This window comes from Streptomyces sp. NPDC046379 (assembly GCF_055587785.1).
The window spans coordinates 180,099-201,265 of sequence record NZ_JBVJFP010000002.1 but is presented as its reverse complement, the minus strand read 5'-3'; the positions used below and the strand labels follow the sequence as shown (position 1 = coordinate 201,265).

The following is a 21,167-nucleotide window of genomic DNA, read 5'->3' as shown; positions in this document are numbered from 1 at the left end:
ATGCGAAGCCCGGTGCGGCCCCGGTCCGCATGGGGACGCCTGGATCCGACCACCGCGCCCGCCGAGGGCCCGGTCGCGTTCGGCGGTGACCTCAGCCCGCGCAGCCTGCTGGACGCGTACCGGCAAGGGCTCTACCCGTTCCCCGCCACCACCATCGAGCACCGGCTGCTCAACGAACTCACCTACGAGTCCGACGTGGCCGCCGGACGGATCGCGCTGCGGACGAGCGGCCGGGATCCGTACGGCATCGCCTGGTGCTCGCCCGACCCCCGCCCGGTCATCTCCGTCGCCCGGGCCCATCTCCAGCGCAGCCTCCGGCGGCAGTTGCGCGGCGTCGACTGGACGACCACGGTCGACGTCTGCTTCGAGCGGGTGGCCGCCCAGTGCCGCGAGGGGCGCTCCGAGCACTGGCTGACCGACGAACTGCTGGCGAGCCTGACCCGGCTGCACGAGTGCGGCTACGCCCACAGCGTCGAGGTCTGGGACGGGGGCGAGCTGATCGGCGGGGTGTTCGGCATGCGGATCGGCGCCGTCTTCAGCGCCGATTCGCAGTTCACCCTGCGCAGCGGCGCCGGCAAGGCCGCCGTCGCCGAGCTGACGCGCCGCTTCGGGGAGGTGGGCGGCGTCGCGGTCGACGTCCAGCGCGACAGCGACCACGCCAGGCTGCTCGGGGCCCGGCCCGTCCCCCGCGCCCGGTACCTGGAACTCCTCCGTACCCCCCACCGGCCGACGCCGCTGCGCACCGGGCGCAGGCCGGTCCGACTGCTGACGGACCGACGAGGGACCGACGACGGACCGGCGACGGACTGACGACGGACCGAGACGGACCGACGACGGACCGACGACGGACCGACGACCGATGGAGAACGGACCGACAGGACCGGGACCACACGACCACACGACCACACACCGGAGACCCGCCATGGTTCAGAGCACCGCCGGAACGGGACTGCACGTCGCGAGTCTCGCCGAACGCCCCGACCTGGAGACGGCCATGCTGACGATGGAGTCGACCTGGCCGGCCTACATACGCCCCGATCCGACCCTGGTCCACTGGATCTTCGAGCGCCACGCCGGGCACCAGCTCGTGGTGCTGGACGAGACGGAGACGGTCGTCGCCCGCGCGGCGAGCGCGCCGCTGAGCTGGGACGGCCGAACCGACAGCCTGCCCGACACCGGCTGGGACGAGGCGCTGCGCCAGTGCATGACCGACACCTACAGCGGTCACCGGCTCAACGCGCTGTGCGCCCTGGAGATCGCCGTGGTGCCCGGCCTCCAGCTGCGCAACCTCTCGGGCCGCACCCTCGACGCGCTGAAGGACCATGCGCGGGGCCAGGGCTTCGGCGATCTCGTCGCTCCGGTCCGCCCCAGCCTCAAGCACACCGCTCCGCGGCTGACCATGGCCGCCTACGCCGCCCGGACCCGCCCGGACGGGCTGCCGGAGGACCCCTGGCTGCGCGTCCACGTGCGCAGCGGCGGCGAGATCCTCAAGGTCTGCCCCGCCTCCATGACCATCTCCGGAAGCCTGGCGCAATGGCGCAAGTGGACGGGGCTGCCGTTCGCCGCCGACGGCCCCGTCGAGGTGCCCGGCGCGCTGACCCCGGTGGTGGCCGACGTGGAGCAGGACCACGCCGTCTACATCGAGCCCAACGTCTGGGTCCGCCACCGCCTCTGAGGACGCCTGCTCCGCTTCCCGGGCCGGCTCCCGGCCCCCGCCCGCCCTGCGTCGGCCGCCCTGCGTCGGCCGTCGGCCGTGGCCGAGTGGCTCACCGCACTGCTCCACAACCTGTTCAACCTGTTCCGTACCGACCGAATGAGAAGGACGAACACCATGAGCATCAGTGGACCGGACCAGGACACCACCGAGCGCATCCGGCTGCGCGGCGCCCTGATCGAGCGGATCGGCGGCTACATGACCGCGCACGCCCTCGGGGTGGTGGCCGATCTCGGCATAGCCGACCTGATCAAGGACGGGGTGCGAGGCAGCGACGAACTGGCCGCCGAGACGGGGGCGCACGAGCCGTCGCTGCGCCGGGTGCTGCGCCTGCTCGCGGCGGTCGGGGTCACCACGGAGCCCGAGCCCGCCCGCTTCGGTCTGACCGAGGTGGGGGCCCAGCTGCGCTCCGACCACCCCGATTCCCTGCGCTCCTTCACCCGGGTCTTCTGCAGCCCGATGTGGTTCACCGCGTGGCAGGGCCTGGGCCGGGCCGTCGCCACCGGCGAGCCGGCCTTCGGCGAGGCCGAGGGCTCCGACTTCTACACCGCCCTGGCCGCGGACACCGAGTTCAGCGCCCTGTTCCACGAGGCGATGGGCGAGGAGTCGCGGATCGCGGCCGCACGGGTCGCCGCCGCCTACGACTTCTGCGGCGTCACCAAGGTGGTGGACCTCGGCGGCGGTGACGGAACGCTGCTCGCGGCCGTCCTCACCGCCCACCCCCACCTGCGCGGCACCGTCTTCGACAGCCCGAACGGGGTGGCCGACGCCCCGGCGGTGCTGAGCAAGGCCGGCGTCGCCGACCGGTGCGAGGTGCGGCCGGGCGACTTCTTCCAGGACATCCCGGGTGACGGCGATCTCTACATCGTCAAGAGCGTCTTCCAGGACTGGAACGACGAGGACGCGCTGGCCCTGCTGCGCTCCTGCCGGAGCCGGATCCCCGACACCGCGACCTTGCTGATCGTGGGGACGGTCCTGCCCGAGACCCCCTCCGCGGACCAGTCGATCGCGTACTTCACCGACGTGAACATGATGGTCATGGCCGGCGGCCGGGAGCGGACCGAGTCCGAGTTCCGGGCGATGCTGTCGGAGACCGGCTTCACGGTGCGGTCCGTGCGGTTCGGCGCGGCCGGGCCGCTGTCCATGATCGAGGCCACGCCCTCGGCAGCCCGGTGACGGCGTCCGCCTTCGGTGCGGAGCTGTTCCTCGGACGGCTCCGCCCCGGCCTCCTCACCCCGCCTCCCGGCGATCCGAGGCGCCTCGGGGAAGCGGACGAGCGATTTCTGCGCGCGCTGCGGGAGTTCTGCGAGACCGAGGTCGACAGCCACCTGATCGAACGCGAGGACCGCATCCCCGACCAGGTGATCCAGGGTCTCGGGTCGCTCGGCGCGTTCGCCATCAGGATCCCCCGGGAGTACGGCGGACTCGGGTTGTCGGGGCGGTGCTATCTCCGCGCCCTGATGATCGTCAACAGCACGCACTCGGCGCTCGGCGAGTTGCTGGCCGCCCATCAGGCCATCGGTCTGCCGCAGCCGCTCCTGCTGTTCGGCACCGAGGAGCAGAAGCGCTCCTTCCTGCCGCGGTGCGCACAGGAGATCTCCGCGTTCGCCCTGACCGAGCCCGACATCGGCAATGACCCGTTCCGGATGCACACCACCGCCGTCCCCGACCGGGCCGGCGCCTCGTACACGCTCAGCGGCGTGAAGCTGTGGACCACCAACGGCACCATCGCGGACCTGCTGGTGGTGATGGCCATGGTGCCCCCCGCCGAGGGCCGCGCCGGGGGCATGACGGTGTTCGTGGTCGAGGCCGACACCCCCGGGGTGTCGGTGGAGCATCGCAGTTCCTTCCTGGGGCTGCGCGGCCTGGAGAACGGCGTGATCCGGCTGCACGACGTCGTGGTCCCGGCGGCGAACCGCATCGGCGACGAGGGCGAGGGCCTGGACATCGCCCTCGCGGCGCAGGAGACCGGGCGGCTCTCGCTGCCCGCCGTCTGTGCCGCCGCCGCCAAATGGAGCCTGCGGATCGCCCGTGAGTGGGCCGGGGTCCGCGTGCAGTGGGGGCGGCCGATCGGCGAGCACGACGCGGTCGCCGGAAAGCTGGCCCGCATCGCGGCCACCGCCTTCGCCCTGGAGGCGATGGTCGAGCTGACCGCGAGCCGTGCCGACCGCGGCGCCGACACCGCCCTCGAAGCCGAACTGGCCAAGCTCTTCGCCTCGGAGCACACGTGGCTGATCGCCGACGAGCTCCTGCAGCTGCGCGGCGGCCGCGGGTACGAGACCGCGGAGTCGGCCGCGGCGCGCGGCGAACGCGGAGTACCGGTCGAGCGACTGCTGCGCGACCTGCGCATCGGGCGCATCTTCGACGGGTCGACGGAGGCTCTCCGGAGCTTCATCGCGGATGCCGTCCTCACCCACCACCGCGCGGTGGCCGGCGCGGAGCACGACGGGGCCCCGGAATCCCGGGCCGGCGTCCCCGGCGGCGGTGACGTCCTCGCCGGGCACCTGCTCTTCGCCGAGGAGGCGGCCGGGAGGATCGCGGGAGACTTCGCCGCGTTCGCCCGCCGTCCCGATCAGGAGCTCTCCGCGCACCAGCGCCACCTGGGCCGGCTCGTCGACATCGGCGCCGAGCTGTACGCGATGAGCGCGGCCTGTGCCTACGCCGTCGCCCTCGCCGGCGCCGGCGACACGCCCGTCCGGCTGGCCGACGCGTTCTGCCGGCAGGCCCGGCTCAGAGTCGCGGAGTTGTTCGCCCGGTCGGCCGCCAACACCGACGACCACGACCGGACCGTCGCCCGCGCGGTCCTGGCCGACGACTTCACCTGGCTGGAGGAGGGTGTCGTCGACCCCTCCATCGAGGGCCCCTGGATCGCCGAGCCGAAGCCCGGCCCGGCGACCGGCCCGAATCTGCGCCGCCGCACGGCCACGGGCGGCGGCGCATCACCCGACCCGGCCGAGTGCGAGGGAGCACACGATGGACGATGAGACCGGCGCCGTCCTCAGGGCGGCACGGCTGCGGATGGACGAGCAGCGGGTGCCGAACCGCTTCATCGCCCTGCTGGAGGCGGGTGAGGTGCCGCACGACCATCTGCGCGCGCTGGCAGGCGAGCTGTACCACCTGGTGGAGAGCGACCTGCGCAGCTTCGCCCTGCTCGCGTCGCGTTTTCCCTCGGCTCCCGCCGGCGACCTGTTCCTGACCATGGCCCAGGGCGAGTCGCAGGCCCTGCGACTGCTGCTCGACTTCGCGTCCGCGCTCGGGATGGACGGGGCGGACCTGGCAGTGTACGAGCCACGGCCGCTCGCCCAGGCGTACCCCGCCCATCTGACCCGGACCGCCCTCCACGGCACCCGCAGCGGTATCGCTCTCGCCCTGCTCGCCAACGCGGCCGAGTCGGGTGAGCAGTACATGCGGGTGGCCGACGCGCTGAGCAAGCGGTACGGGTTCGACGAGCAGGCCGTCGGGCACTTCCGGTTCTTCGCCGACACGCCTGCGGAACTGCTGGACCAGGCGGCGAGAACGCTGCGGACCGGTCTGGCCGAGGGGGACGACCCCGGCGAGGCCGTCCGGACGGCGTGGATGGTGCACGCCTACGAACTCGCCTTCTGGCGCACCCTCGCCGAGGACGTCGTGCCCGGACGGGGAGGCGCCGATCACTCACGGACGACGAAGGACGGCCGATGACGACGACCGACGGCACACCACTCGGCAGAACGCGTCGTCTTCTGCGCGAGGCGCGTTACCTGAACCTGGCCACGGTGTCCGCGGAGGGCCGGCCGTGGATCGCCACGCTGGAGTACGCCTGGCTGGCCGACCCGCTGCGGTTCGTGTTCGGCTCGGCGGCGCTGTCCCGGCACGGGCGGAACGTCGCGTCGAATCCGCACGTCGGCGGAGCGCTGTTCATGGCGCCGGGCACTCCCGGTCTGGACATCGGGGCGGTCGACGGCGCCCAGTTCACCGGGACGTGCGGCGAGATCCCGGCGGGCGAGCTGGACGAGTACTACGCGGACTTCTACCGGGCCGTGTTCCCCGACCCCGACGAACGCGCCCGGTTCAGTCTCCGGCGGTCGCAGCTGTGCCCTCCGGAGCCCCACCGGCTCTACCTCGTCGTGGTGGAGGAGTGGTGGCTGATCGACACCCGGAACTGGGAACGCGACAGGATCGACCGCCGGATGGAGGTGCCGCCGGCCGATCTGAGACGGCTCGCCCCTGCCGAGGCGCGGTAGCCGGCCCGGGGATGCGGGATCCGACTTGAACATACGGGGCGGGGGTATATAGCCTACCCCCAGGGGGTATGCCGGTACACCGGTCCCGGCGATCGGTGACCGGTGATCGGCCACCTCATGCGGCGTGCCGTGGACTTCCGTATCAACACATCGACATCCGAGGTGAACCATGACCGACGAGAAGAGCTCCGGCTCCTGCTGCTCCACCGACGGTTCCTGCTCCGGTGCGGCCTCCGAGGCCACGGCGGGTGAGGTGACCACCGTCTACAAGGTGTCCGGCATGACGTGCGGCCACTGCGAGGGCGCGGTCTCCGAGGAGATCTCCGCCATCGACGGCGTGTCCTCGGTGAAGGCGGTCGCCGCCACCGGCCAGGTGACGGTCGTCTCCGCCGCCCCGCTCGACGAAGCGGCCGTCCGCGCCGCCGTCGACGAGGCGGGATACGAACTCGTCGGCACGGCCTGAGACCGTCCACGACCGTTGCGCCGGCTCCCGGCCCGCACACCCGCGCGGGCCGGGAGCCGGCGCTTTCCGGCCATGTCCGGCAGAGGTTCTCCCAACGCTCACTTCCCGTTGGGAAACGGAACAAGGGTTTCCTCCTAGGGTGACGGTCGCCGCCCCCCGGTCCGTTGCATCGAGAGGACTCCCATGTCAGGCACGTCCGCAGGCACACCGACCGGTCCCGGTTTCGAACGACGCTCCCTGCTGCGCGGCGCCGCGGCGGTCGCTGCCGCGTCCGTTCCCTTCCAGGCCCTCGCCGCGCGCACGGCGGCCGCCGAGCCGGCCAAGTTCCCCTTCGACTCCGGGTACGGCCCGCTGAGCCCGGTGAAGGACCAGGCGACCGGTCTGGAACTGCTGCACCTGCCGCGCGGCTTCGAGTACATCTCGTACGGCTGGACCAACGACCTCATGGACGACGGCGTGCGCACCCCGGGCGCGCACGACGGCATGGCGGCCTTCCGCTACGGCGACCGGGTCCACCTCGTGCGCAACCACGAACGCGGCGCCGGTCCCGCCTTCACCGCCCCCGCCTACAACCCGGAGGCCGGCGGCGGCACCACCACCCTGGTCTTCGACCCGGACGCCGGCCAGTGGCTGGAGTCCTACGGCAGCCTCGGCGGCACCCTGCGCAACTGCGCCGGCGGTCCCACCCCCTGGAACACCTGGCTGACCTGCGAGGAGACCTTCTCCACGACCGCCGGCAAGCGCCACGGCTACATTTTCGAGGTGGCCTCCGAGGGCAAGGGCAATCCCGAGCCCTACAAGGCCATGGGCCGGTTCAACCACGAGGCGGTCGCCGTCGACCCGGCGACGGGTTACGTCTACGAGACGGAGGACCGCGGCGACGCGTGCCTGTACCGCTTCGTTCCGGCCGTCGCGGGGGACCTGTCCAAGGGCGGCCGGCTGGAGGCCCTGCGCATCGGCGGCGCGGCGTACGACACCCGCCTCGACGGCGAGAAGGCGTACGGCACCGTCTCCTGGGTGCCCGTGGAGGACGTCGACCCGGCCACGGACACGGTCCGGTACCAGGCGCAGGCGAACGGCGCCGCGGTGTTCAGCCGCCTGGAGGGCGCCTGGTACGGCAACGACCGCATCTACGTGATCACGACCGACGGCGGTCCCGCCCGTCAGGGCCAGGTCTTCGAACTCGACCCGGCCACCGACGAGTTCCGGGTGCTGTTCGCCTCGCCCGGCGCCGAGGTGCTCAACGCTCCCGACAACATGTGCGTCAGCCCGCGCGGCGGCCTGGTGCTCTGCGAGGACGGCGGCGGGACCGAGTACGTCCACGGACTGACCACCGACGGCGAGATCTTCCGCTTCGCCGCCAACAACGCGGACCTGCGCGGCGGAACCGCCGGCAAGGACGTCCCCGCGGCCGACCACCGGGGCTCGGAGTGGGCCGGCTCGGTGTTCGAACCGAAGAACGGCAACTGGCTGTTCGTGAACATCCAGACCCCGGGCATCACCTTCGCGATCACCGGGCCCTGGCGCCGGGGCGCCCTGTAGCCCCGGGCGCGGAACGAGGGACGCGTCGAGGCTCCGTACGCCCGGCCCGCCGTCACCGGGTCCGGTGCGCCGGTGGCCTCGACGCGCTCCCGCGACGCCGTCCAAGGCCGCCGGCGTCAGCACCATGAGCAGGCCCACTGCTCCCGGGGCGCGTCGGGGAACGGACGGGAGGCGAGACAGCTGTCCACGAGCCGCAGGGCGTGGTGCGCCGTCGACCGCACGGACGGGGCCGTGGTGTCGAGGACGCGTGCCGCCGCCGCGTCGTCCAGACCGACGGCGACGCGCAGCAGCAGGGCGTCCGCCAGGTCCGGCGGCAGCGCCGACAGCACGTGCTGGACGTCGTCGGCGAGGCCCGCCCGGTCCGGGGCGGGGGCCGGCCGCGGCCGGTCGGGGATGCGGCGGCGGGCGAGGGACACGGCCCAGACACGGAGGTCGGTGCCGTCGCCCCGGAAGCCGAACACCCCGTTCGCGATGTCCCGCCACACGGCCGAGGCCGCCGCCGCGGCTGCCGTCTCGTCGCCCAGCCGGGTGGTCAGGTAGCGGGCCAGCGCCGGGTGCAACTGCCGGTAGAGGGCCTGGAAGGCCCTCTCGTCCCCCTGTCTCGCGCGGGCCAGGGCGGCGGTGAGCCGTGCGTCGCCCGGCTCGCGAAGCTGCCCTGCCCTGTGCTGGTTCGCCGCCACGCCTGCCTCTCGGTCCGGTTGCGCGGCCCGCGGGCCCCCTGCCGCGCCCGTACGCCGCCCCATGTGTTCTGCGCGTGGACGCACGGGTTCGTCACAGAGGGCTCGGCCAACGCTTACCCGTTCGAGACGTCCGACACGAACCGTACGAAGGGAGCCCAGCCCTCACGGCCCACGGCGAAGGGCGTGCGGGCGAGGTCCTTGGAGTCCCGTACGTGAACGGCTTCTTGGGCGACGGCGATCTCCACGCAGTCGTCGCCCTGGGTGCCGCTGTAGCTCGACTTGAACCAGGCGAGTTCTGTCGTACCGCTACTCATAGCTCTCCTCGCATTCGCTCCAACAGGTCCCTGGATTCCTTGGGGTTCAGGGCCTGCGAGCGCAGTGTTTCATAGCGGCGGCAGAGCAAGCTCATCTCTTTCGGGTCGGAGATTAGCCGTCCGTTCTGCTGCCCCTCGGAGTAACCGAGCCGACGTCCCGCAGGGGTCTCCAAGATCCGGACCGGCCCATCCAGGCACCCGTGGAACTCCAACTCCAGCGGCACCAGCTGGAGCGTCACGTTGCGCGGAGCGGTGAGCGCAAGCACATGCTCCAGCAGGCTCGCGTGCACCTCCACCCCACCCAGCCTGCGCCGGAACACCGACTCCTCGACGATGAAGCTGAACGGCACGGTCGGCCGCTCCCACATCATCCGTTGCCGTTCCATTCGCGCCGTGAGCTGCGCTTCCGTCTGCTTGTCGGTCAGCAGCGGGATGCTGTTGTCGAACACCGCCCGCGCATACGCCTCCGACTGCAACAGCCCCGGCACCAACCGGCATTCGTAGGTGCACAGACTCACCGCCTGCCGCTCCAGCCGGGCCCACCGCCGGAACCAGGCCGCCAGCCCCGCCTCCCCCCGGCTGATGTGGTTGGCGGCCTTGCGCAGCGCCCCGGTGTTGCCGGTCGCCTCCTCCGCGCGCTCGATGAACGCCTCGTCGGGCATGCGGCGGCCCAGCTCGACGGATTCGACGGTGTGCCGGGAGTACTGGACGAGGCCGGCGAAGGCCGTGCGGCTGAGCCCCTTGTACTCGCGTAACGCCTGGACGACCGCGCCGAAGGTGCGCAGACTGTCCGAGGGATGGGGTTCCCGCTCCCCCGCCGGAGTCGTCGCGGCGTCCGCGTCGGTGTCCGCGTCCGTGGCCGCCTCCGTCTCGACGATGTCCATCCGTCGCTCCTCTCTCCGGCCGCTCGGGCCCGCAGGGCGTTCGGCACACAGCGTGACGGCGCGCGACCCGTACTGTCCACTCACTGTGCCCGTACGCTGACTGCGCGTACGGGGTCCGGGGCTCGCACGAGGGCCTTCACGGACGCCACCCTGGCGTCATGAACCACGCAACTCCCCACGTCACGGCCTCCCCCCTCACCTTCACGCAGCTGCTGTCGTCCACGCGGCGCGGCGCGCGGCTCGCCCGGCTGCTCGCGGTGAGCCAACTGCGGTCCTGGGACGCCCCGCAGGACCTCACGGAGCGTGCCGAGGGCGTCGTGGCGGAGCTGGCCGCCAACGCCGTACTGCACGGCAGCGTGTCGGGGCGCAGCTTCCGGCTGTCGCTGGCGTTCGAGGCGTCGGGCGGTCGGCTGTGCGTCGAGGTCACCGACGCGCGGGGGGACAGGTGGCCGCAGGGCCGTCCCGCGGGGGCGGCGCCGGACGGGTCGCTGGACACCGGCGGGCGCGGCCTCGCGCTCGTCGCCGCGCTGGCCGACCACTGGCAGACGCTGCCCTACCCGCCCAGCGGCAAGACCGTCCGGGCGGTGCTGACGACGCCGGTGCGGGGGTGACCGTCCGCCCGGGAGACGACGCGGTTCGTCGAGTTCGGTCACGCATGAGGGCGAGCGGCGTTCTCCGGAGGACCGTCCTTCGTCTTCTCCGTCGCGTACCGGAAGGTCTCGCGCCGCATCTCGCCCTTCCACTCCCCCAGGAACGCCGCCACCTCCTCCGGGTGGACCCGCCCGGCGACCTTCAGCAGCCAGCCGACGCTCTTCTGCACGTACGCGTCGTCGTCGTGCAGGAGCCGGACGCAGTTGTCGAAGACGTGGGAGAGCGGCAGCTCGAAGGTCGTCGCGCCCACCGTGCGCCGTACGAACTTCACCACCGCCACGTTGGCGGCGCGCCGGGCCCACGGGGAGGGGGAGCGGGTCCACGGCCGGGTCCGCGGGATCAGGTCGAGGTGGCCGAGGAAGAAGGGGTAGAGCAGTTTCAGGCAGAGGTCGTCGCACTGGGCCCAGTTGGAGACGCGGTGTTCGAGCCAGTCGAGGCTGCGGTCGAGGAGTTCGGGCCCCAGGTCGCGTCTGGCGGACTTGTGCAGCAGGGCGAAGGCCAGGAGGACCTCCTCGTGGTGCGTCGCCCGGGACAGCACCTCCTCGGCCAGCAGGAGCCGCGTCGCCGCGGGCACGTCCGGCCGCTCGCGGACGTGGGCGTGGGCGAGGGCGGCCACGGCGGCGTTCGGGACGCCGAGCGCGGCGACGCCGTTCGGGAAGTACCGCCGCACGCGCTCGGCGAAGGCGGGGTCGGCCTCGGCGGCGAGCAGTGCGAGGAGCCGGCCGGCGGCCTCCCCGACACCGTCCGTCACGGCGTCGGCCCTTGCTCGATGTCACGCACCGGGGCCTTCCCACCCGACTCCTCGAAGACCGCGGCCGCCGCGTCGAGCAGCGCCTCCTGACGGCGCCGCCCGTCCGCCCGCCTGCCCCGGACCACGCGCCCCGCGCCTTCGTCACCGCCGCCGCTCACCGCGCCGCTCCCTCCGTGCCGACCCGTCGTTCTCGAACCTGTCTTCGGAAACCCGTTCCCGAACGCCGTTCCACTCCCATCGTGGCAGACGGAGGTGCGACGGTCGCCCGGCTGCCGCCGAGGGGCCGCCCGGTCGGCACGGCCGGTCGTCCGGGTCGGCCCGCCCGGTCAGCCGACGACCGACTGGGCCGGCCGCGTCGCGGACGCCGCCGCCACCGCCGTGGCCAGGCAGTCGCGCGGCGGACGGCCGAGCAGGCGGGCGAGGTCCGGGCCGGCGCCGCCGAGGAAGCCGTGCCGGATGCCCGTCGCGATGGACGCCAGCATGGGGGGCTGGAAGGGCAGCAGGCCCGGCGTCTCCTCCAGGAGCCGGCGCCGGTACTCGCCGAGCCCGATCACGCGGTGCGGCACGCCGAGCCGGCCGGCGACCTGTGCTGCCGTGATCGGCGGGCCGGTGAGGTCGTAGGTGCGCCCGCTGTGTGCCGCGGGGTCGGCCGCGACGACCGCCGCGGCCTCGGCGAGGTCCGCGCGGGCGACCGCGGCCAGGGCGCCGTCGCCGAACGCCGACTCCAGCCCGTCGCCGGCCCAGGTCAGCAGGCCGCCGAAGAGTTCGGCGTACAGCCCGTTGCGCAGGATCGTCCAGGCGAAGTCCCCGGCGCGGACGAGCCGCTCGGTCACCCGGTGCGCCGCCGCGAAGGCGAGGTGGTCGCCGGCGCCGGTCAGGCTCGTGTAGACGACGTGCCGTACGCCGTCCCGGGCGGCGGCGTCGAGCACGGCCGCGTGCCGGGCCACGACCCGGTCGTCCTCGGCGTAACCGGCGGAGACCAGCAGCAGGGTGGACACGCCCGCGAGGTCGAGACCGGCGGGGTCGTCGAAGTCGAGGCGCCGCATTCCGTCGCCGGGGGTGCGGCTGCCGCCGCGTGCGGCGACCCCGCGGGCGTGCAGCGCGGCGAGCGCCGCCGCGCCGAGGTTTCCGTTGGCTCCGGTCACCAGGATCATGGGGTCACGGTCTCCCGTCGTGGTTCTCATCGGTAACTAGGCTGGGCTCCGGTGATCCTCATCCGCCCGGGCACCGGCCACAAGGAGGCAGTTCCATGTCACCCACGCACACGGAGGTAACCCCCGAGGTCTCAGCCGCCGACCTCGAACCCTGCGGGCGCAAGGAGCATCCGGACTGCGGGATCCGCGACGTCCTGGACCGCATCGGCGACAAGTGGTCGGTCCTCGTGATCGTCGAACTCGCGGGCGGCCCACGCCGGTTCCGGGAACTGCAGCGCGCGATCGACGGCATCTCCCAGCGCATGCTCACCCTCACGGTGCGCAGACTCGAACGCGACGGCCTGGTCCTGCGCACGGTGTACCCGACCGTCCCGGCCCAGGTCGACTACCGCCTGACCCCGACCGGGACGGGTCTGACCCACCTGGTCAAGGCCCTCGCGGACTGGTCCCTCGCCCACCGCCCGCTCATCGCCGAGGCGCGGCGGGAGTACGACCGGAACCACCCGGGGCACGACATCCGGTGACGCCGGTCGACCGACGCGGCCGGCGTTTCGGCGGCGGAGACGCCGGTCGACCGGCGGGGCCACACGACAGGTGGCGACCGCACGGCCGGCCGGAGCCGTCCCGGGGACGTGGCCGGGCGCCCCGCTCAGCCGCCCACCGCCCCCGGCACCTCCTCCGTCACCCCGTTCCACGCGGAGCCCGGATCGCTGCCGTACGGGCGGGTGATGACCTCCAGGCCGTGTCCGGCGGGGTCCGTGAAGTACACGCCCCGGCCGCCGTCGTTGCGGTTGATCCGGCCCGGGCGCCTGCCGTGCGGATCGGCCTGGACGGGGACCCGGCCCGCGACGAGCCGGGCGAGAATCGCGTCGAACTCCTCCTCCGAGACGAGGAACGCGTAGTGCTGTACGGGGATGTCGACGTCGACGGTCGCGAAGTCGAGCGTGACGCCGTTGGCGGTCGTCACCGGCAGGAACATCCCGGCCGGCTCGCCGACCTCCAGGCCGAGGATCCCGGCGAGGAAACGGGCGGACTTCTCCCGGTCAGGGGTGAGAACGATGGTGTGGTTGAACTCGACCGACACTGGTCAATGCCTCCATGGGCATCCGCGGCGCCTCCATGCCTCACCCGGCCGGTGACCGACACGCGACGCCGCGCCGTGGATCGTAGACGCCGCCCGTCCGCCGCGTCGACCCGTTTTCACCGGCCGGAACGCGCCCCCTCCCCCGCCGTCCACACCGTGCCGCGGGCCTCGTACTCCAGCATCTGCTCCAGGCCGACGGCCGCGTCCGCGCCCAGTTCGCGGCGTACGAGCCACAGGGCGAGGTCGAGTCCGGAGGTGACCCCGCCCGCGGTCACCAGGTCGCCGTCGTCCACGACGCGGGCGTTCTTCAGGACGCCGCCCTCGCGTTCGAGGTCGGCGCGCGCCCGGTGGTGGGTGGTGCAGGGACGGCCGCGGGTCACGCCGGCGGCGGAGAGCAGCATCACGCCGGTGCACAGGGCGGCGACGGTCAGGTCCGGGCGGGCCGCCGCCTCGGCGAGGGCGCGCGGCAGGTCGCCGCGGCGGATCTCGGCCCAGACGCCGGGGTCGTCGCGGCGCGCGTATCCGCCGCCGGGCACGACGAGGAGGTCCGCCTCGGCGGGGGCCCAGCGGCGGTCGGCGCGGAGCCTGGTGCCGTAGGCGGCCGTGACGGTGCGGGGGCCGTCCAGGATGACGTAGTCGACCTCGACCCGCCGGTCGGTGAAGTAGTCGGAGGCGGACAGCACCTCGTAGGGCGCGGCCAGATCGAGTTCCTCCACGCCGTCGAACAGGACCACGTGGACGCGGAGCGGGCCGGTGGGGGCGGTCGATTCGGCGGCGGCGGCCGTGCGGGCGCCCAGGGCCGTGGCGCCGGCTGCGGCCGTCGCGGCCGTGGCGGTCAGGAGGGTGCGGCGGTTCATGCGGGCGGTTCTCCTTCGCTCGGTCAGTTGCCCCAGCGGGCGGCGTCGGTCATGGTCTCCAGGCGGGTGACGTGCGGAGGGGTCGAGCGTTCCCGGAGCAGTTCGGCGGCGAGGGAGTAGGGCGGGGCCTTCCGGGGGCGGCGCCGGGCCTGGGCGACCACCTCGTCGACGAGCGTCGTGGCCATGGACAGCCGGGGGTACGCGGCGTGGACGGCGGCGCCGGTCTCGTCGCTGACGAACTCGGTGCCCACGCCGAAGTCCATGCCGATCCCGCCGCGGACCAGGGCGCACAGCGTGCCGCGGCGCTCGGCGATGCCCACCGAGGTGTGCAGGGCGATGGCCTCCCACACGGCGTCCACGCCGGCCGCCGGCAGGCCCTGCGCGGTGAGGAACTCCGCCGCCGCGTCCGCGCCGTCGACCTCGAAGCGCTGGTCGCGGTCGCCCGCCTCGGTGAGGCCGAGGTCGTGCAGGACGCAGGCCAGGAAGAGCAGTTCGGGGTCGTAGTCGCGGCCGGGGCGCGCGCCGCGGTGGTCGGCGAGGAGGCGGGCGAACAGGGCGGTGCGGACGCTGTGGTGGGCCGCGGCGGCGGACTCCGCGTCCAGGACCAGCTTCAACGCGCTGCGCGCCAGGGGTGTTTCGGGGATCGGCGGAACGCCGGCCGTCGTCATGGGTTCCATGGCCTCCATGCTCGGCAGGAAGGCGCGTCGCCGACAGTGGCAGAATTGCCGTTATGCGGAAGGAAGCTGCCTCAGAGGGAGTCGAGGGCATGAGGCCGCCGCACCGGGTGGCGGTGCTCGTGCTCGACGGCGTCCTGCCCCTCGATCTGGGCATCCCCGCCCAGGTGTTCATCGCCGTGCCGGGAAGGCCGTACGAGGTGACGCTGTGCGGGATCTCGGGGCGGCCCGTGGCGACCTCGGCGGGGTTCGAGGTGACGGTGGCCGCCGGGCTGGAGGCGGTGCGGCGGGCGGACACCGTGGTGGTGCCGGGGTACGCGCCCCATCTGCGGAAGGTCCCGGGACCGGTGCTCGACGCGCTGGCCGGGGCGCACGACGCCGGGCGGCGCCTGGTCTCCATCTGCACCGGCGCGTTCGCGCTCGCCGCCGCCGGGGTCCTCGACGGCCGCAGGGCCACCACGCACTGGCTCTACGCCGACGAGCTGGCGGCGCGGCATCCGGGCGTATCGGTCGACCCGCGGGTGCTGTACGTGGACGAGGGCCAGGTGCTGACCTCGGCCGGCGTCGCGGCCGGCATCGATCTGTGCCTGCACCTGGTCCGCCGCGATCTGGGCGCCCGTACGGCCAACCAGGTGGCGCGCACCCTCGTCTCCGCGCCGCACCGCGACGGCGGACAGGCCCAGTACATCCGGCGGCCCCTGGCCGTCGAGGCGGGCGGCTCCACGCTCGCGCCGACCCGGGAGTGGGCCCTGGCCCGGCTGCACGAGCAGCTGACGGTGCCTCAACTGGCGGCGCGGGCCCACATGGCGCCGCGCACCTTCGCCCGGCACTTCGTCGCCGAGACCGGCACCACGCCGCTGCGGTGGCTGCTCTCGGCCCGGCTCGACCGGGCGCGGGAGCTGCTGGAGAGCACCGGCCTCGGCATCGACCAGGTCGCCGAGCGGTGCGGCCTGGGCAGCCCCGCCAACCTGCGGCTGCACTTCCGCCGGGCTCTGGGGACCACACCCACCGCCTACCGCGCGGCGTTCGCGCCACCGGAAGCGGGAACGGCGGAGTCGGGACCGGCGGCCTTGGGTCCGGCGGAAGCAGGGCCGCCCGAGGCGGGTCCGGCGGAACCAGGGCCGCCGGTTCCGGAGTCCCCGGAACCGGGCGGCGGCGCGCCGCCCGGCGCCCTGGCCGTCAGCGCGCGACCAGGCGGACCTCGCGCTCGTGCACGGCGTGGAAGTGCGGCAGCGGCAGGCCGCTCGCGGAGTTCAGCTCCATGACCGCCGCCTCGACGCCCGCGGCGCCCGGGCGTACCGCGTCCTCGGCGACGCGGCCGGTGTTGCGCCAGCGGTGGACCTTGCCGTCGCACACGGCCCGGGTGCCGCCGACGGAGTGGCGGGTGTCGGAGCCCTGCATCACCGAACTGCTCACGAACGCCGGGCCCTTGGAGCCGACGCAGGCGTAGGTGCCGGAGAGGACGACCGTGCCGTCGGGGGCGAGTCGGGCCTGGCGGTCGATCGTGACCATGCCGGTCGGTCCGGCCGACGCGGGCGCGGCGGGGGCGGCGGCGAGCAGGGCGAGCGCCGCGGTCGCCGTGGCGGCCAGGGCCGGCCGCCGGGACAGCAGAGTACGCAGTGACATGAGCGGAACCTCCTATTGTGTGGGGATTCCACAGGTACCTGCCGTACCCGGCCGCCGCCGGGACCGTCACCCCAACGGTGGCGAGTCCCCGCCCCGGCCACCGGTCGGCGACGAAGCGGCCGGGCGGCCGGCCAGGCCCGGCGTGTTCCCGCCGCGCCCACCGCGCAGCCCCCATGACCAGCGACGATCCCGGCGACCTAAGATGATCAACGTGTCCGAGCACCACACACCCCGGTCCCTCATCGTCACCCTCTACGGCGCGTACGGCCGTTGGATGCCCGGGCCGGTGCCCGTGGCGGAGCTGATCCGGCTGCTGGCCGCGGTCGGAGTGGACGCGCCCTCGGTGCGCTCGTCGGTGTCCCGGCTCAAACGGCGCGGGCTGCTGGTGCCCGCCCGCACCGACCGGGGCGCGGCCGGCTACGAACTCTCCCCCGAGGCACGCGAGTTGCTGGAGGACAGCGACCGGCGGGTGTACGCCACCGCGCCGCCCGGGGACGAGGGCTGGGTGCTCGCGGTGTTCTCGGTGCCGGAGTCGGAGCGGCAGAAGCGGCACGTACTGCGCTCCCGGCTGGCCGGTCTCGGCTTCGGCACGGCGGCGCCGGGCGTGTGGATAGCCCCGGCGCGGCTGTACGAGGAGACCCGGCACACGCTGCGGCGGCTGCGCCTCGACCCGTACGTCGACCTGTTCCGCGGCGAGCACCTCGGCTTCGCCGCCACCGTCGAGGCCGTCGCCCGCTGGTGGGACCTGGCCGCCATCGCCAAGCGGCACGAGGCGTTCCTCGACCGGCACGAGCCCGTGCTGCGCGCGTGGCGGCGGCGCGAGGACCGGCCGCCCGAGGAGGCGTACCGGGACCATCTGCTCGCCCTCGACTCCTGGCGTCACCTCCCCTACGCCGACCCCGGACTCCCGGACCGGCTGCTCCCGGCGAACTGGCCCGGACGGCGCTCGGCGGAGGTGTTCCGGGAGCTGCACGAGCGACTGCGCGATGCGGGGGCGGTGTTCGCCGGGCTGTGATGCGGCATCCGGCGGCTCACGCCGCGGGGGCCGCCGGCCGTTCCGGCACGCCGGGACGCGGTCTTCGCCCGGCTGTGATCCGCATCGGCGGCCCGTCCGTCCGGGGCGCCGCAGTCGGGCAGCCGGTGTGGTCCGGTCACCGTGTCACCGCTCGTCCACAAGCCCGTAACGGCGGGATCGGCGGGGAGCGGCGGGGCGTTCGTGCGGGTAGGCCGTCGACGCCGGGACGGAGGTCCCGGACGGCGCCCGTCGTGCGAGTTCCGGGGCGGGGGCCGTACCATTTCCGCCATCGAAAGCAGGACACCCTGATGCCGGCCCACGGGACCTGCAGCACGAACGGATCCGCCTTGCACGAACGCCCTTCCGGCGCCGCCTCCTGGCGCATAGCGCTGCCGCACACCACCGCGGCCGTGCCCGTGGCCCGCGCACTGGTCCGTACCGCCCTCGCCGAGCTGGAGCACGGAGCCGACAGCGACACCGCCGAGCTGCTCACCGCCGAACTGGTGGCGAACGCGGTCGAGCACACCGCCGGCGACGCCCCGATAGAGCTGGTGGTGGAGCTGGTGCCGACGGGCTGCAAGGTCGAGGTGCACGACCCCGACCCGGCGCCGCCCGGCCGGCTGGTCCACCCGGCCGACGGCGAGCCCGACCCCTGGCAGGAGCACGGGCGGGGCCTCCTGCTGATCCGCACGCTCAGCTCGTCCTGCGGCCACCGCCCCACCGAGTCGGGCAAGGCGGTGTGGTTCCGGCTGGCCGCGGTGCCCCGGCAGTGGCGGCCCCGCCCGGCGTGACGGACGCGGGCAGGGCTCCGGCGCGTCGCCCCACCCGCGCGGCGCGGTTCAGGCCAGCGTCGCGACCAGCACCGCCTTGATCGTGTGCAGCCGGTTCTCCGCCTCGTCGAAGACCACCGAGTGGGCCGACTCGAAGACCTCGTCCGTGACCTCCAGGGACTCCAGCCCGTGGGTCTCGTGGATCTCGCGCCCGACCTTGGTGCCCAGGTCGTGGAAGGCGGGCAGGCAGTGCAGGAACTTCACGTCCGGGTTGCCGGTGGCGCGCAGCACGTCCATGGTCACGGCGTACGGCGCCAGGGCCGCGATCCGCTCGTCCCAGACCTCCTTGGGCTCCCCCATGGACACCCACACGTCCGTGGCGACGAAGTCGGCGCCCGCCACGCCCTCGGCGACGTCCTCGGTGAGCGTGATGCGGGCCCCGCTGGTCTCGGCGAGGGCCCGGGCGCGGTCCACGACGTCCTGCGCGGGCCAGTAGGACTTGGGGGCGACCAGCCGTACGTCCATGCCGAGCAGGGCGCCGGTGACCAGGTAGGAGTTGCCCATGTTGAAGCGGGCGTCGCCGAGGTAGGCGAAGGCGATCTCGCCGAGCGGCTTGGCGCAGTGCTCGGTCATCGTGAGCACGTCCGCGAGCATCTGGGTGGGGTGCCAGTCGTCGGTGAGGCCGTTGTAGACGGGCACGCCGGCGTGGGCGGCCAGTTCCTCGACGTTGGCCTGGCTGTCGCCGCGGTACTCGATGGCGTCGTACATCCGGCCGAGGACGCGCGCGGTGTCCCGTACGGACTCCTTGTGCCCCATCTGCGAGCCGGAGGGGTCGAGGTACGTGGTGGACGCGCCCTGGTCGGCGGCGGCGACCTCGAAGGCGCAGCGGGTGCGCGTGGAGGTCTTCTCGAAGATCAGCGCGATGTTCCGGCCGCGCAGGTACTGGGTCTCCGTCCCGGCCTTCTTCGCGGCCTTCAGCTCGGCGGCCAGCTCCACCAGGCCGCGGAACTCCTCCTGTGTGAAGTCGAGCTCTTTGAGGAAGTGGCGGCCGGCGAGGGCGGTCGGGACTGTCGCCATGAGGGGCGCTCCAGAGGTGGACGGGACGGTCACGGGACGGATGGAACTCTATACGAAGTTCAGAATTTATATACGCCCGGGTGGTGTTTGTCCATGGAGGCGGAGGAACGGAACCGTCGGTATCGGGTCCTACCGCCCCATGCGGTTATACGGCGTCCCGCTCCACCGGGCAGCTCATGCACCGCGGGCCGCCCCTGCCCCGCCCCAGCTCGCTGCCCGGGATCTCTATGACCTCGATGCCCTGCTTGCGCAGGTGGGTGTTGGTGGTGGCGTTGCGCTCGTAGGCGACGACGACGCCCGGCTCGACGGCGAGGACGTTGCAGCCGTCGTCCCACTGCTCGCGCTCGGCGGCGTGGACGTCCTGGGTCGCGGTCAGCACCCGGATCTCGCTCAGTCCGAGGGCGGCGGCGATGGCGCGGTGCATGTGCTCGGGCGGATGGTCGGTGACCTTCAGCTCCTTCTCCCCCACGCCCGGCTCGATGGTGTACGAGCGGAGCATGCCGAGGCCCGCGTACTGGGTGAAGACGTCGCCGTCGACCATCGTCATCACCGTGTCCAGGTGCATCAGCGCCCGCCGCTTGGGCATGTCGAGGGCGACGATGGTCCGCGCGGAGCCGGCGGCGAACAGCTTGTGCGCGAGCATCTCCACGGCCTGCGGCGTGGTCCGCTCGCTCATGCCGATCAGTACGGCGCCGTTGCCGATGACGAGCACGTCCCCGCCCTCGATGGTCGACGGGTAGTCGGCCTGCCCCTCGGACCACAGGTGGAACGGTTCGGCGCGGAACAGCGGGTGGTGCCGGTAGATCGCCTCGAAGTGCACGGTCTCGCGCTGCCGGGCGGGCCAGCGCATCGCGTTGATCGAGACGCCGTCGTAGATCCAGGCGGAGGTGTCGCGGGTGAACAGGTGGTTCGGGAGCGGGCGCAGCAGGAAGTCGTCCAGGTCCATGACGTGGAAGCGGACCGAGGTCGGCTCCGCGTGCCCCTCCAGGAACTCCCGCTTCGTCATGCCGCCGACCAGCGCCTCGGCCAGCTCCCGCGTGGGCAGGCCGTCGAAGGCGGCGCGCAGGTGGCCGGCGGCGAGGGGGCCGTACTCCTTCTCGTCGAAGACCCGGTCCAGGACGAGGGCGCGGGCCTCCGGGATCTCCAGTGTCTCCGCGAGCAGGTCGCCGAAGAGATGCACCTCGACGCCCCGGTCGCGCAGCACGTCGGCGAACCCGTCGTGCTCGGCGCGCGCCCGGCGCACCCACAGCACGTCGTCGAAGAGCAGGGCGTCCTTGTTGCTGGGCGTGAGCCGCTTGAGTTCGAGATCGGGCCGGTGCAGGATGACGCGGCGCAGCCGCCCGGCCTCGGAGTCGACGTGGAATCCCATGCCTCCATCCTGACCATTCGAGCCCGGGTTCATCCTCCTTCGGCGGGGGGACGGCGCGCCCTGCGGGTGGGGGCCGCCCCTGCGGGCGGGGGCGGGGGCGGGTGTGTCGGGGCGGCGCGCGTGCGTCGGGGCGGGGTGGGGCGCGTCATGAGCGCCGCCGCCCCGCCCCCTCCGGAAACCCTCACGTGGGGTCGCGGGGGGGGGGGGGGGGGGGGGGGGGGGGGGGGGGGGGGGGGGGGGGGGGGGGGGGGGGGGGGGGGGGGGGGGGGGGGGGGGGGGGGGGAGAACAAAAAGGGAGGGGGGGAGAAAAAGGAGGAAA

General features: G+C 73.6%; 23 protein-coding genes and 2 pseudogenes. 13 read left to right on the top strand and 12 right to left on the bottom strand.

The window, feature by feature from the left end:
* The 8 genes from ACZ6KF_RS04915 (at position 1) to ACZ6KF_RS04880 (ending at position 7,942) form a co-directional block, all read left to right on the top strand.
* The gene (locus tag ACZ6KF_RS04915) at positions 1 to 810 is read left to right on the top strand and encodes a leucyl/phenylalanyl-tRNA--protein transferase (protein WP_469237583.1); all 810 of its coding nucleotides are present in this window, start codon (positions 1 to 3) and stop codon (positions 808 to 810) included.
* Between the two features lie 112 nt (positions 811 to 922).
* Positions 923 to 1,675, top strand: coding sequence for an N-acetyltransferase (locus tag ACZ6KF_RS04910; RefSeq protein WP_356634572.1), 753 nt, complete (start codon positions 923 to 925; stop codon positions 1,673 to 1,675).
* Positions 1,676 to 1,831: 156 nt separating this feature from the next.
* Positions 1,832 to 2,890, top strand: coding sequence for a methyltransferase (locus tag ACZ6KF_RS04905; RefSeq protein WP_469158302.1), 1,059 nt, complete (start codon positions 1,832 to 1,834; stop codon positions 2,888 to 2,890).
* Complete coding sequence (locus ACZ6KF_RS04900; protein WP_469237312.1) at positions 2,887 to 4,698, top strand: acyl-CoA dehydrogenase family protein; 1,812 nt, start codon at positions 2,887 to 2,889, stop codon at positions 4,696 to 4,698. The genes ACZ6KF_RS04905 and ACZ6KF_RS04900 overlap by 4 nt, the downstream gene beginning before the upstream one ends.
* Complete coding sequence (locus ACZ6KF_RS04895; protein ID WP_356634566.1) at positions 4,688 to 5,395, top strand: thiaminase II/PqqC family protein; 708 nt, start codon at positions 4,688 to 4,690, stop codon at positions 5,393 to 5,395. Before ACZ6KF_RS04900 ends, ACZ6KF_RS04895 begins: the two co-directional genes overlap by 11 nt.
* Positions 5,392 to 5,937 carry a pyridoxamine 5'-phosphate oxidase family protein gene (locus tag ACZ6KF_RS04890; protein WP_356634564.1) on the top strand — a complete coding sequence of 182 codons (546 nt, stop codon included), beginning with the start codon at positions 5,392 to 5,394 and terminating at the stop codon, positions 5,935 to 5,937. Before ACZ6KF_RS04895 ends, ACZ6KF_RS04890 begins: the two co-directional genes overlap by 4 nt.
* A 169-nt stretch (positions 5,938 to 6,106) precedes the next feature.
* On the top strand, positions 6,107 to 6,400 hold the full coding sequence (locus ACZ6KF_RS04885; RefSeq protein WP_356634562.1) for a heavy-metal-associated domain-containing protein: 294 nt from the start codon (positions 6,107 to 6,109) through the stop codon (positions 6,398 to 6,400).
* A 183-nt stretch (positions 6,401 to 6,583) separates the two neighbouring features.
* Positions 6,584 to 7,942, top strand: coding sequence for an alkaline phosphatase PhoX (locus ACZ6KF_RS04880; protein ID WP_356636961.1), 1,359 nt, complete (start codon positions 6,584 to 6,586; stop codon positions 7,940 to 7,942).
* A 116-nt stretch (positions 7,943 to 8,058) separates the two neighbouring features.
* Here the strand turns inward: ACZ6KF_RS04880 and ACZ6KF_RS04875 are convergent, their stop codons facing one another.
* The 3 genes from ACZ6KF_RS04875 to ACZ6KF_RS04865 form a co-directional block, all read right to left on the bottom strand.
* Positions 8,059 to 8,622, bottom strand: a complete 564-nt coding sequence (locus ACZ6KF_RS04875; protein WP_356636963.1) for an RNA polymerase sigma factor — start codon at positions 8,620 to 8,622, stop codon at positions 8,059 to 8,061.
* A 113-nt stretch (positions 8,623 to 8,735) separates the two neighbouring features.
* Positions 8,736 to 8,936 carry a DUF397 domain-containing protein gene (locus tag ACZ6KF_RS04870; RefSeq protein ID WP_469237310.1) on the bottom strand — a complete coding sequence of 67 codons (201 nt, stop codon included), beginning with the start codon at positions 8,934 to 8,936 and terminating at the stop codon, positions 8,736 to 8,738.
* Entirely contained in the window at positions 8,933 to 9,820 is an 888-nt protein-coding gene (locus ACZ6KF_RS04865) for a helix-turn-helix domain-containing protein (protein ID WP_469158307.1), read from the bottom strand. Before ACZ6KF_RS04865 ends, ACZ6KF_RS04870 begins: the two co-directional genes overlap by 4 nt.
* Before the next feature lie 158 nt (positions 9,821 to 9,978).
* Between ACZ6KF_RS04865 and ACZ6KF_RS04860 the strand changes: the two genes are divergently transcribed.
* Entirely contained in the window at positions 9,979 to 10,431 is a 453-nt protein-coding gene (locus ACZ6KF_RS04860) for an ATP-binding protein (protein WP_356636969.1), read from the top strand.
* A 38-nt stretch (positions 10,432 to 10,469) separates the two neighbouring features.
* Here the strand turns inward: ACZ6KF_RS04860 and ACZ6KF_RS04855 are convergent, their stop codons facing one another.
* The 3 genes and pseudogenes from ACZ6KF_RS04855 to ACZ6KF_RS04845 all read right to left on the bottom strand — a co-directional run bounded on the left by ACZ6KF_RS04855 (position 10,470) and on the right by ACZ6KF_RS04845 (position 12,376).
* Positions 10,470 to 11,222 (bottom strand): DNA alkylation repair protein, encoded by a 753-nt coding sequence (locus ACZ6KF_RS04855; RefSeq protein ID WP_469158308.1) that lies wholly within the window; start codon positions 11,220 to 11,222, stop codon positions 10,470 to 10,472.
* 17 nt (positions 11,223 to 11,239) lie between these two features.
* Positions 11,240 to 11,380: pseudogene (locus ACZ6KF_RS04850) on the bottom strand (TetR family transcriptional regulator); the annotation flags it as partial.
* Between the two features lie 168 nt (positions 11,381 to 11,548).
* Positions 11,549 to 12,376, bottom strand: coding sequence for a Rossmann-fold NAD(P)-binding domain-containing protein (locus tag ACZ6KF_RS04845; protein WP_469175569.1), 828 nt, complete (start codon positions 12,374 to 12,376; stop codon positions 11,549 to 11,551).
* A gap of 95 nt (positions 12,377 to 12,471) precedes the next feature.
* Between ACZ6KF_RS04845 and ACZ6KF_RS04840 the strand changes: the two genes are divergently transcribed.
* Positions 12,472 to 12,900: a winged helix-turn-helix transcriptional regulator gene (locus tag ACZ6KF_RS04840; RefSeq protein ID WP_356636976.1), complete on the top strand. Its 429-nt coding sequence runs from the start codon at positions 12,472 to 12,474 to the stop codon at positions 12,898 to 12,900.
* A gap of 125 nt (positions 12,901 to 13,025) precedes the next feature.
* Here the strand turns inward: ACZ6KF_RS04840 and ACZ6KF_RS04835 are convergent, their stop codons facing one another.
* The 3 genes from ACZ6KF_RS04835 to ACZ6KF_RS04825 form a co-directional block, all read right to left on the bottom strand.
* The gene (locus ACZ6KF_RS04835) at positions 13,026 to 13,460 is read right to left on the bottom strand and encodes a VOC family protein (protein ID WP_356636978.1); all 435 of its coding nucleotides are present in this window, start codon (positions 13,458 to 13,460) and stop codon (positions 13,026 to 13,028) included.
* Between the two features lie 116 nt (positions 13,461 to 13,576).
* Entirely contained in the window at positions 13,577 to 14,317 is a 741-nt protein-coding gene (locus ACZ6KF_RS04830; RefSeq protein WP_356636980.1) for a DJ-1/PfpI family protein, read from the bottom strand.
* Between the two features lie 23 nt (positions 14,318 to 14,340).
* The gene (locus ACZ6KF_RS04825; protein ID WP_469237307.1) at positions 14,341 to 14,994 is read right to left on the bottom strand and encodes an HD domain-containing protein; all 654 of its coding nucleotides are present in this window, start codon (positions 14,992 to 14,994) and stop codon (positions 14,341 to 14,343) included.
* Positions 14,995 to 15,083: 89 nt separating this feature from the next.
* Here ACZ6KF_RS04825 and ACZ6KF_RS04820 point away from each other — a divergent pair.
* Positions 15,084 to 16,022 (top strand): annotated as a pseudogene (locus ACZ6KF_RS04820) (GlxA family transcriptional regulator); the annotation flags it as partial.
* A gap of 148 nt (positions 16,023 to 16,170) precedes the next feature.
* On the opposite strand, the gene ACZ6KF_RS04815 reads toward ACZ6KF_RS04820, so the two are convergent.
* Positions 16,171 to 16,617, bottom strand: coding sequence for a DUF6299 family protein (locus ACZ6KF_RS04815; protein WP_356636986.1), 447 nt, complete (start codon positions 16,615 to 16,617; stop codon positions 16,171 to 16,173).
* Between the two features lie 202 nt (positions 16,618 to 16,819).
* Here ACZ6KF_RS04815 and ACZ6KF_RS04810 point away from each other — a divergent pair, with 202 nt between their 5' ends.
* Both ACZ6KF_RS04810 and ACZ6KF_RS04805 read left to right on the top strand, forming a co-directional pair.
* Positions 16,820 to 17,632 carry a PaaX family transcriptional regulator gene (locus tag ACZ6KF_RS04810; protein ID WP_469237305.1) on the top strand — a complete coding sequence of 271 codons (813 nt, stop codon included), beginning with the start codon at positions 16,820 to 16,822 and terminating at the stop codon, positions 17,630 to 17,632.
* Positions 17,633 to 17,940: 308 nt separating this feature from the next.
* A complete protein-coding gene (locus ACZ6KF_RS04805) occupies positions 17,941 to 18,423 on the top strand; it encodes an ATP-binding protein (protein ID WP_356636990.1) in 483 nt (160 codons plus the stop codon).
* 48 nt (positions 18,424 to 18,471) lie between these two features.
* Here the strand turns inward: ACZ6KF_RS04805 and argF are convergent, their stop codons facing one another.
* Together argF and ACZ6KF_RS04795 are read right to left on the bottom strand one after the other, a co-directional pair.
* Positions 18,472 to 19,479, bottom strand: a complete 1,008-nt coding sequence (gene argF, locus ACZ6KF_RS04800; RefSeq protein WP_356636992.1) for an ornithine carbamoyltransferase — start codon at positions 19,477 to 19,479, stop codon at positions 18,472 to 18,474.
* A gap of 145 nt (positions 19,480 to 19,624) precedes the next feature.
* Positions 19,625 to 20,848, bottom strand: coding sequence for an arginine deiminase (locus ACZ6KF_RS04795; protein WP_356636994.1), 1,224 nt, complete (start codon positions 20,846 to 20,848; stop codon positions 19,625 to 19,627).
* Positions 20,849 to 21,167: the final 319 nt, after the last annotated feature.

Bases quoted from the DNA above. Each gene is read 5' to 3' on its own strand.
- ACZ6KF_RS04810 (WP_469237305.1), top strand. From the start codon at position 16,820: ATGATCAACGTGTCCGAGCACCACACACCCCGGTCCCTCATCGTCACC.
- ACZ6KF_RS04890 (WP_356634564.1), top strand. From the start codon at position 5,392: ATGACGACGACCGACGGCACACCACTCGGCAGAACGCGTCGTCTTCTG.
- ACZ6KF_RS04895 (WP_356634566.1), top strand. From the start codon at position 4,688: ATGGACGATGAGACCGGCGCCGTCCTCAGGGCGGCACGGCTGCGGATG.
- ACZ6KF_RS04795 (WP_356636994.1), bottom strand. From the start codon at position 20,848: ATGGGATTCCACGTCGACTCCGAGGCCGGGCGGCTGCGCCGCGTCATC.
- ACZ6KF_RS04860 (WP_356636969.1), top strand. From the start codon at position 9,979: ATGAACCACGCAACTCCCCACGTCACGGCCTCCCCCCTCACCTTCACG.
- ACZ6KF_RS04870 (WP_469237310.1), bottom strand. From the start codon at position 8,936: ATGAGTAGCGGTACGACAGAACTCGCCTGGTTCAAGTCGAGCTACAGC.
- ACZ6KF_RS04880 (WP_356636961.1), top strand. From the start codon at position 6,584: ATGTCAGGCACGTCCGCAGGCACACCGACCGGTCCCGGTTTCGAACGA.
- ACZ6KF_RS04825 (WP_469237307.1), bottom strand. From the start codon at position 14,994: ATGGAACCCATGACGACGGCCGGCGTTCCGCCGATCCCCGAAACACCC.
- ACZ6KF_RS04915 (WP_469237583.1), top strand. From the start codon at position 1: ATGCGAAGCCCGGTGCGGCCCCGGTCCGCATGGGGACGCCTGGATCCG.
- ACZ6KF_RS04910 (WP_356634572.1), top strand. From the start codon at position 923: ATGGTTCAGAGCACCGCCGGAACGGGACTGCACGTCGCGAGTCTCGCC.
- ACZ6KF_RS04840 (WP_356636976.1), top strand. From the start codon at position 12,472: ATGTCACCCACGCACACGGAGGTAACCCCCGAGGTCTCAGCCGCCGAC.
- ACZ6KF_RS04885 (WP_356634562.1), top strand. From the start codon at position 6,107: ATGACCGACGAGAAGAGCTCCGGCTCCTGCTGCTCCACCGACGGTTCC.
- ACZ6KF_RS04815 (WP_356636986.1), bottom strand. From the start codon at position 16,617: ATGTCACTGCGTACTCTGCTGTCCCGGCGGCCGGCCCTGGCCGCCACG.
- ACZ6KF_RS04865 (WP_469158307.1), bottom strand. From the start codon at position 9,820: ATGGACATCGTCGAGACGGAGGCGGCCACGGACGCGGACACCGACGCG.
- ACZ6KF_RS04830 (WP_356636980.1), bottom strand. From the start codon at position 14,317: ATGAACCGCCGCACCCTCCTGACCGCCACGGCCGCGACGGCCGCAGCC.
- ACZ6KF_RS04905 (WP_469158302.1), top strand. From the start codon at position 1,832: ATGAGCATCAGTGGACCGGACCAGGACACCACCGAGCGCATCCGGCTG.
- argF (WP_356636992.1), bottom strand. From the start codon at position 19,479: ATGGCGACAGTCCCGACCGCCCTCGCCGGCCGCCACTTCCTCAAAGAG.
- ACZ6KF_RS04805 (WP_356636990.1), top strand. From the start codon at position 17,941: ATGCCGGCCCACGGGACCTGCAGCACGAACGGATCCGCCTTGCACGAA.
- ACZ6KF_RS04845 (WP_469175569.1), bottom strand. From the start codon at position 12,376: ATGATCCTGGTGACCGGAGCCAACGGAAACCTCGGCGCGGCGGCGCTC.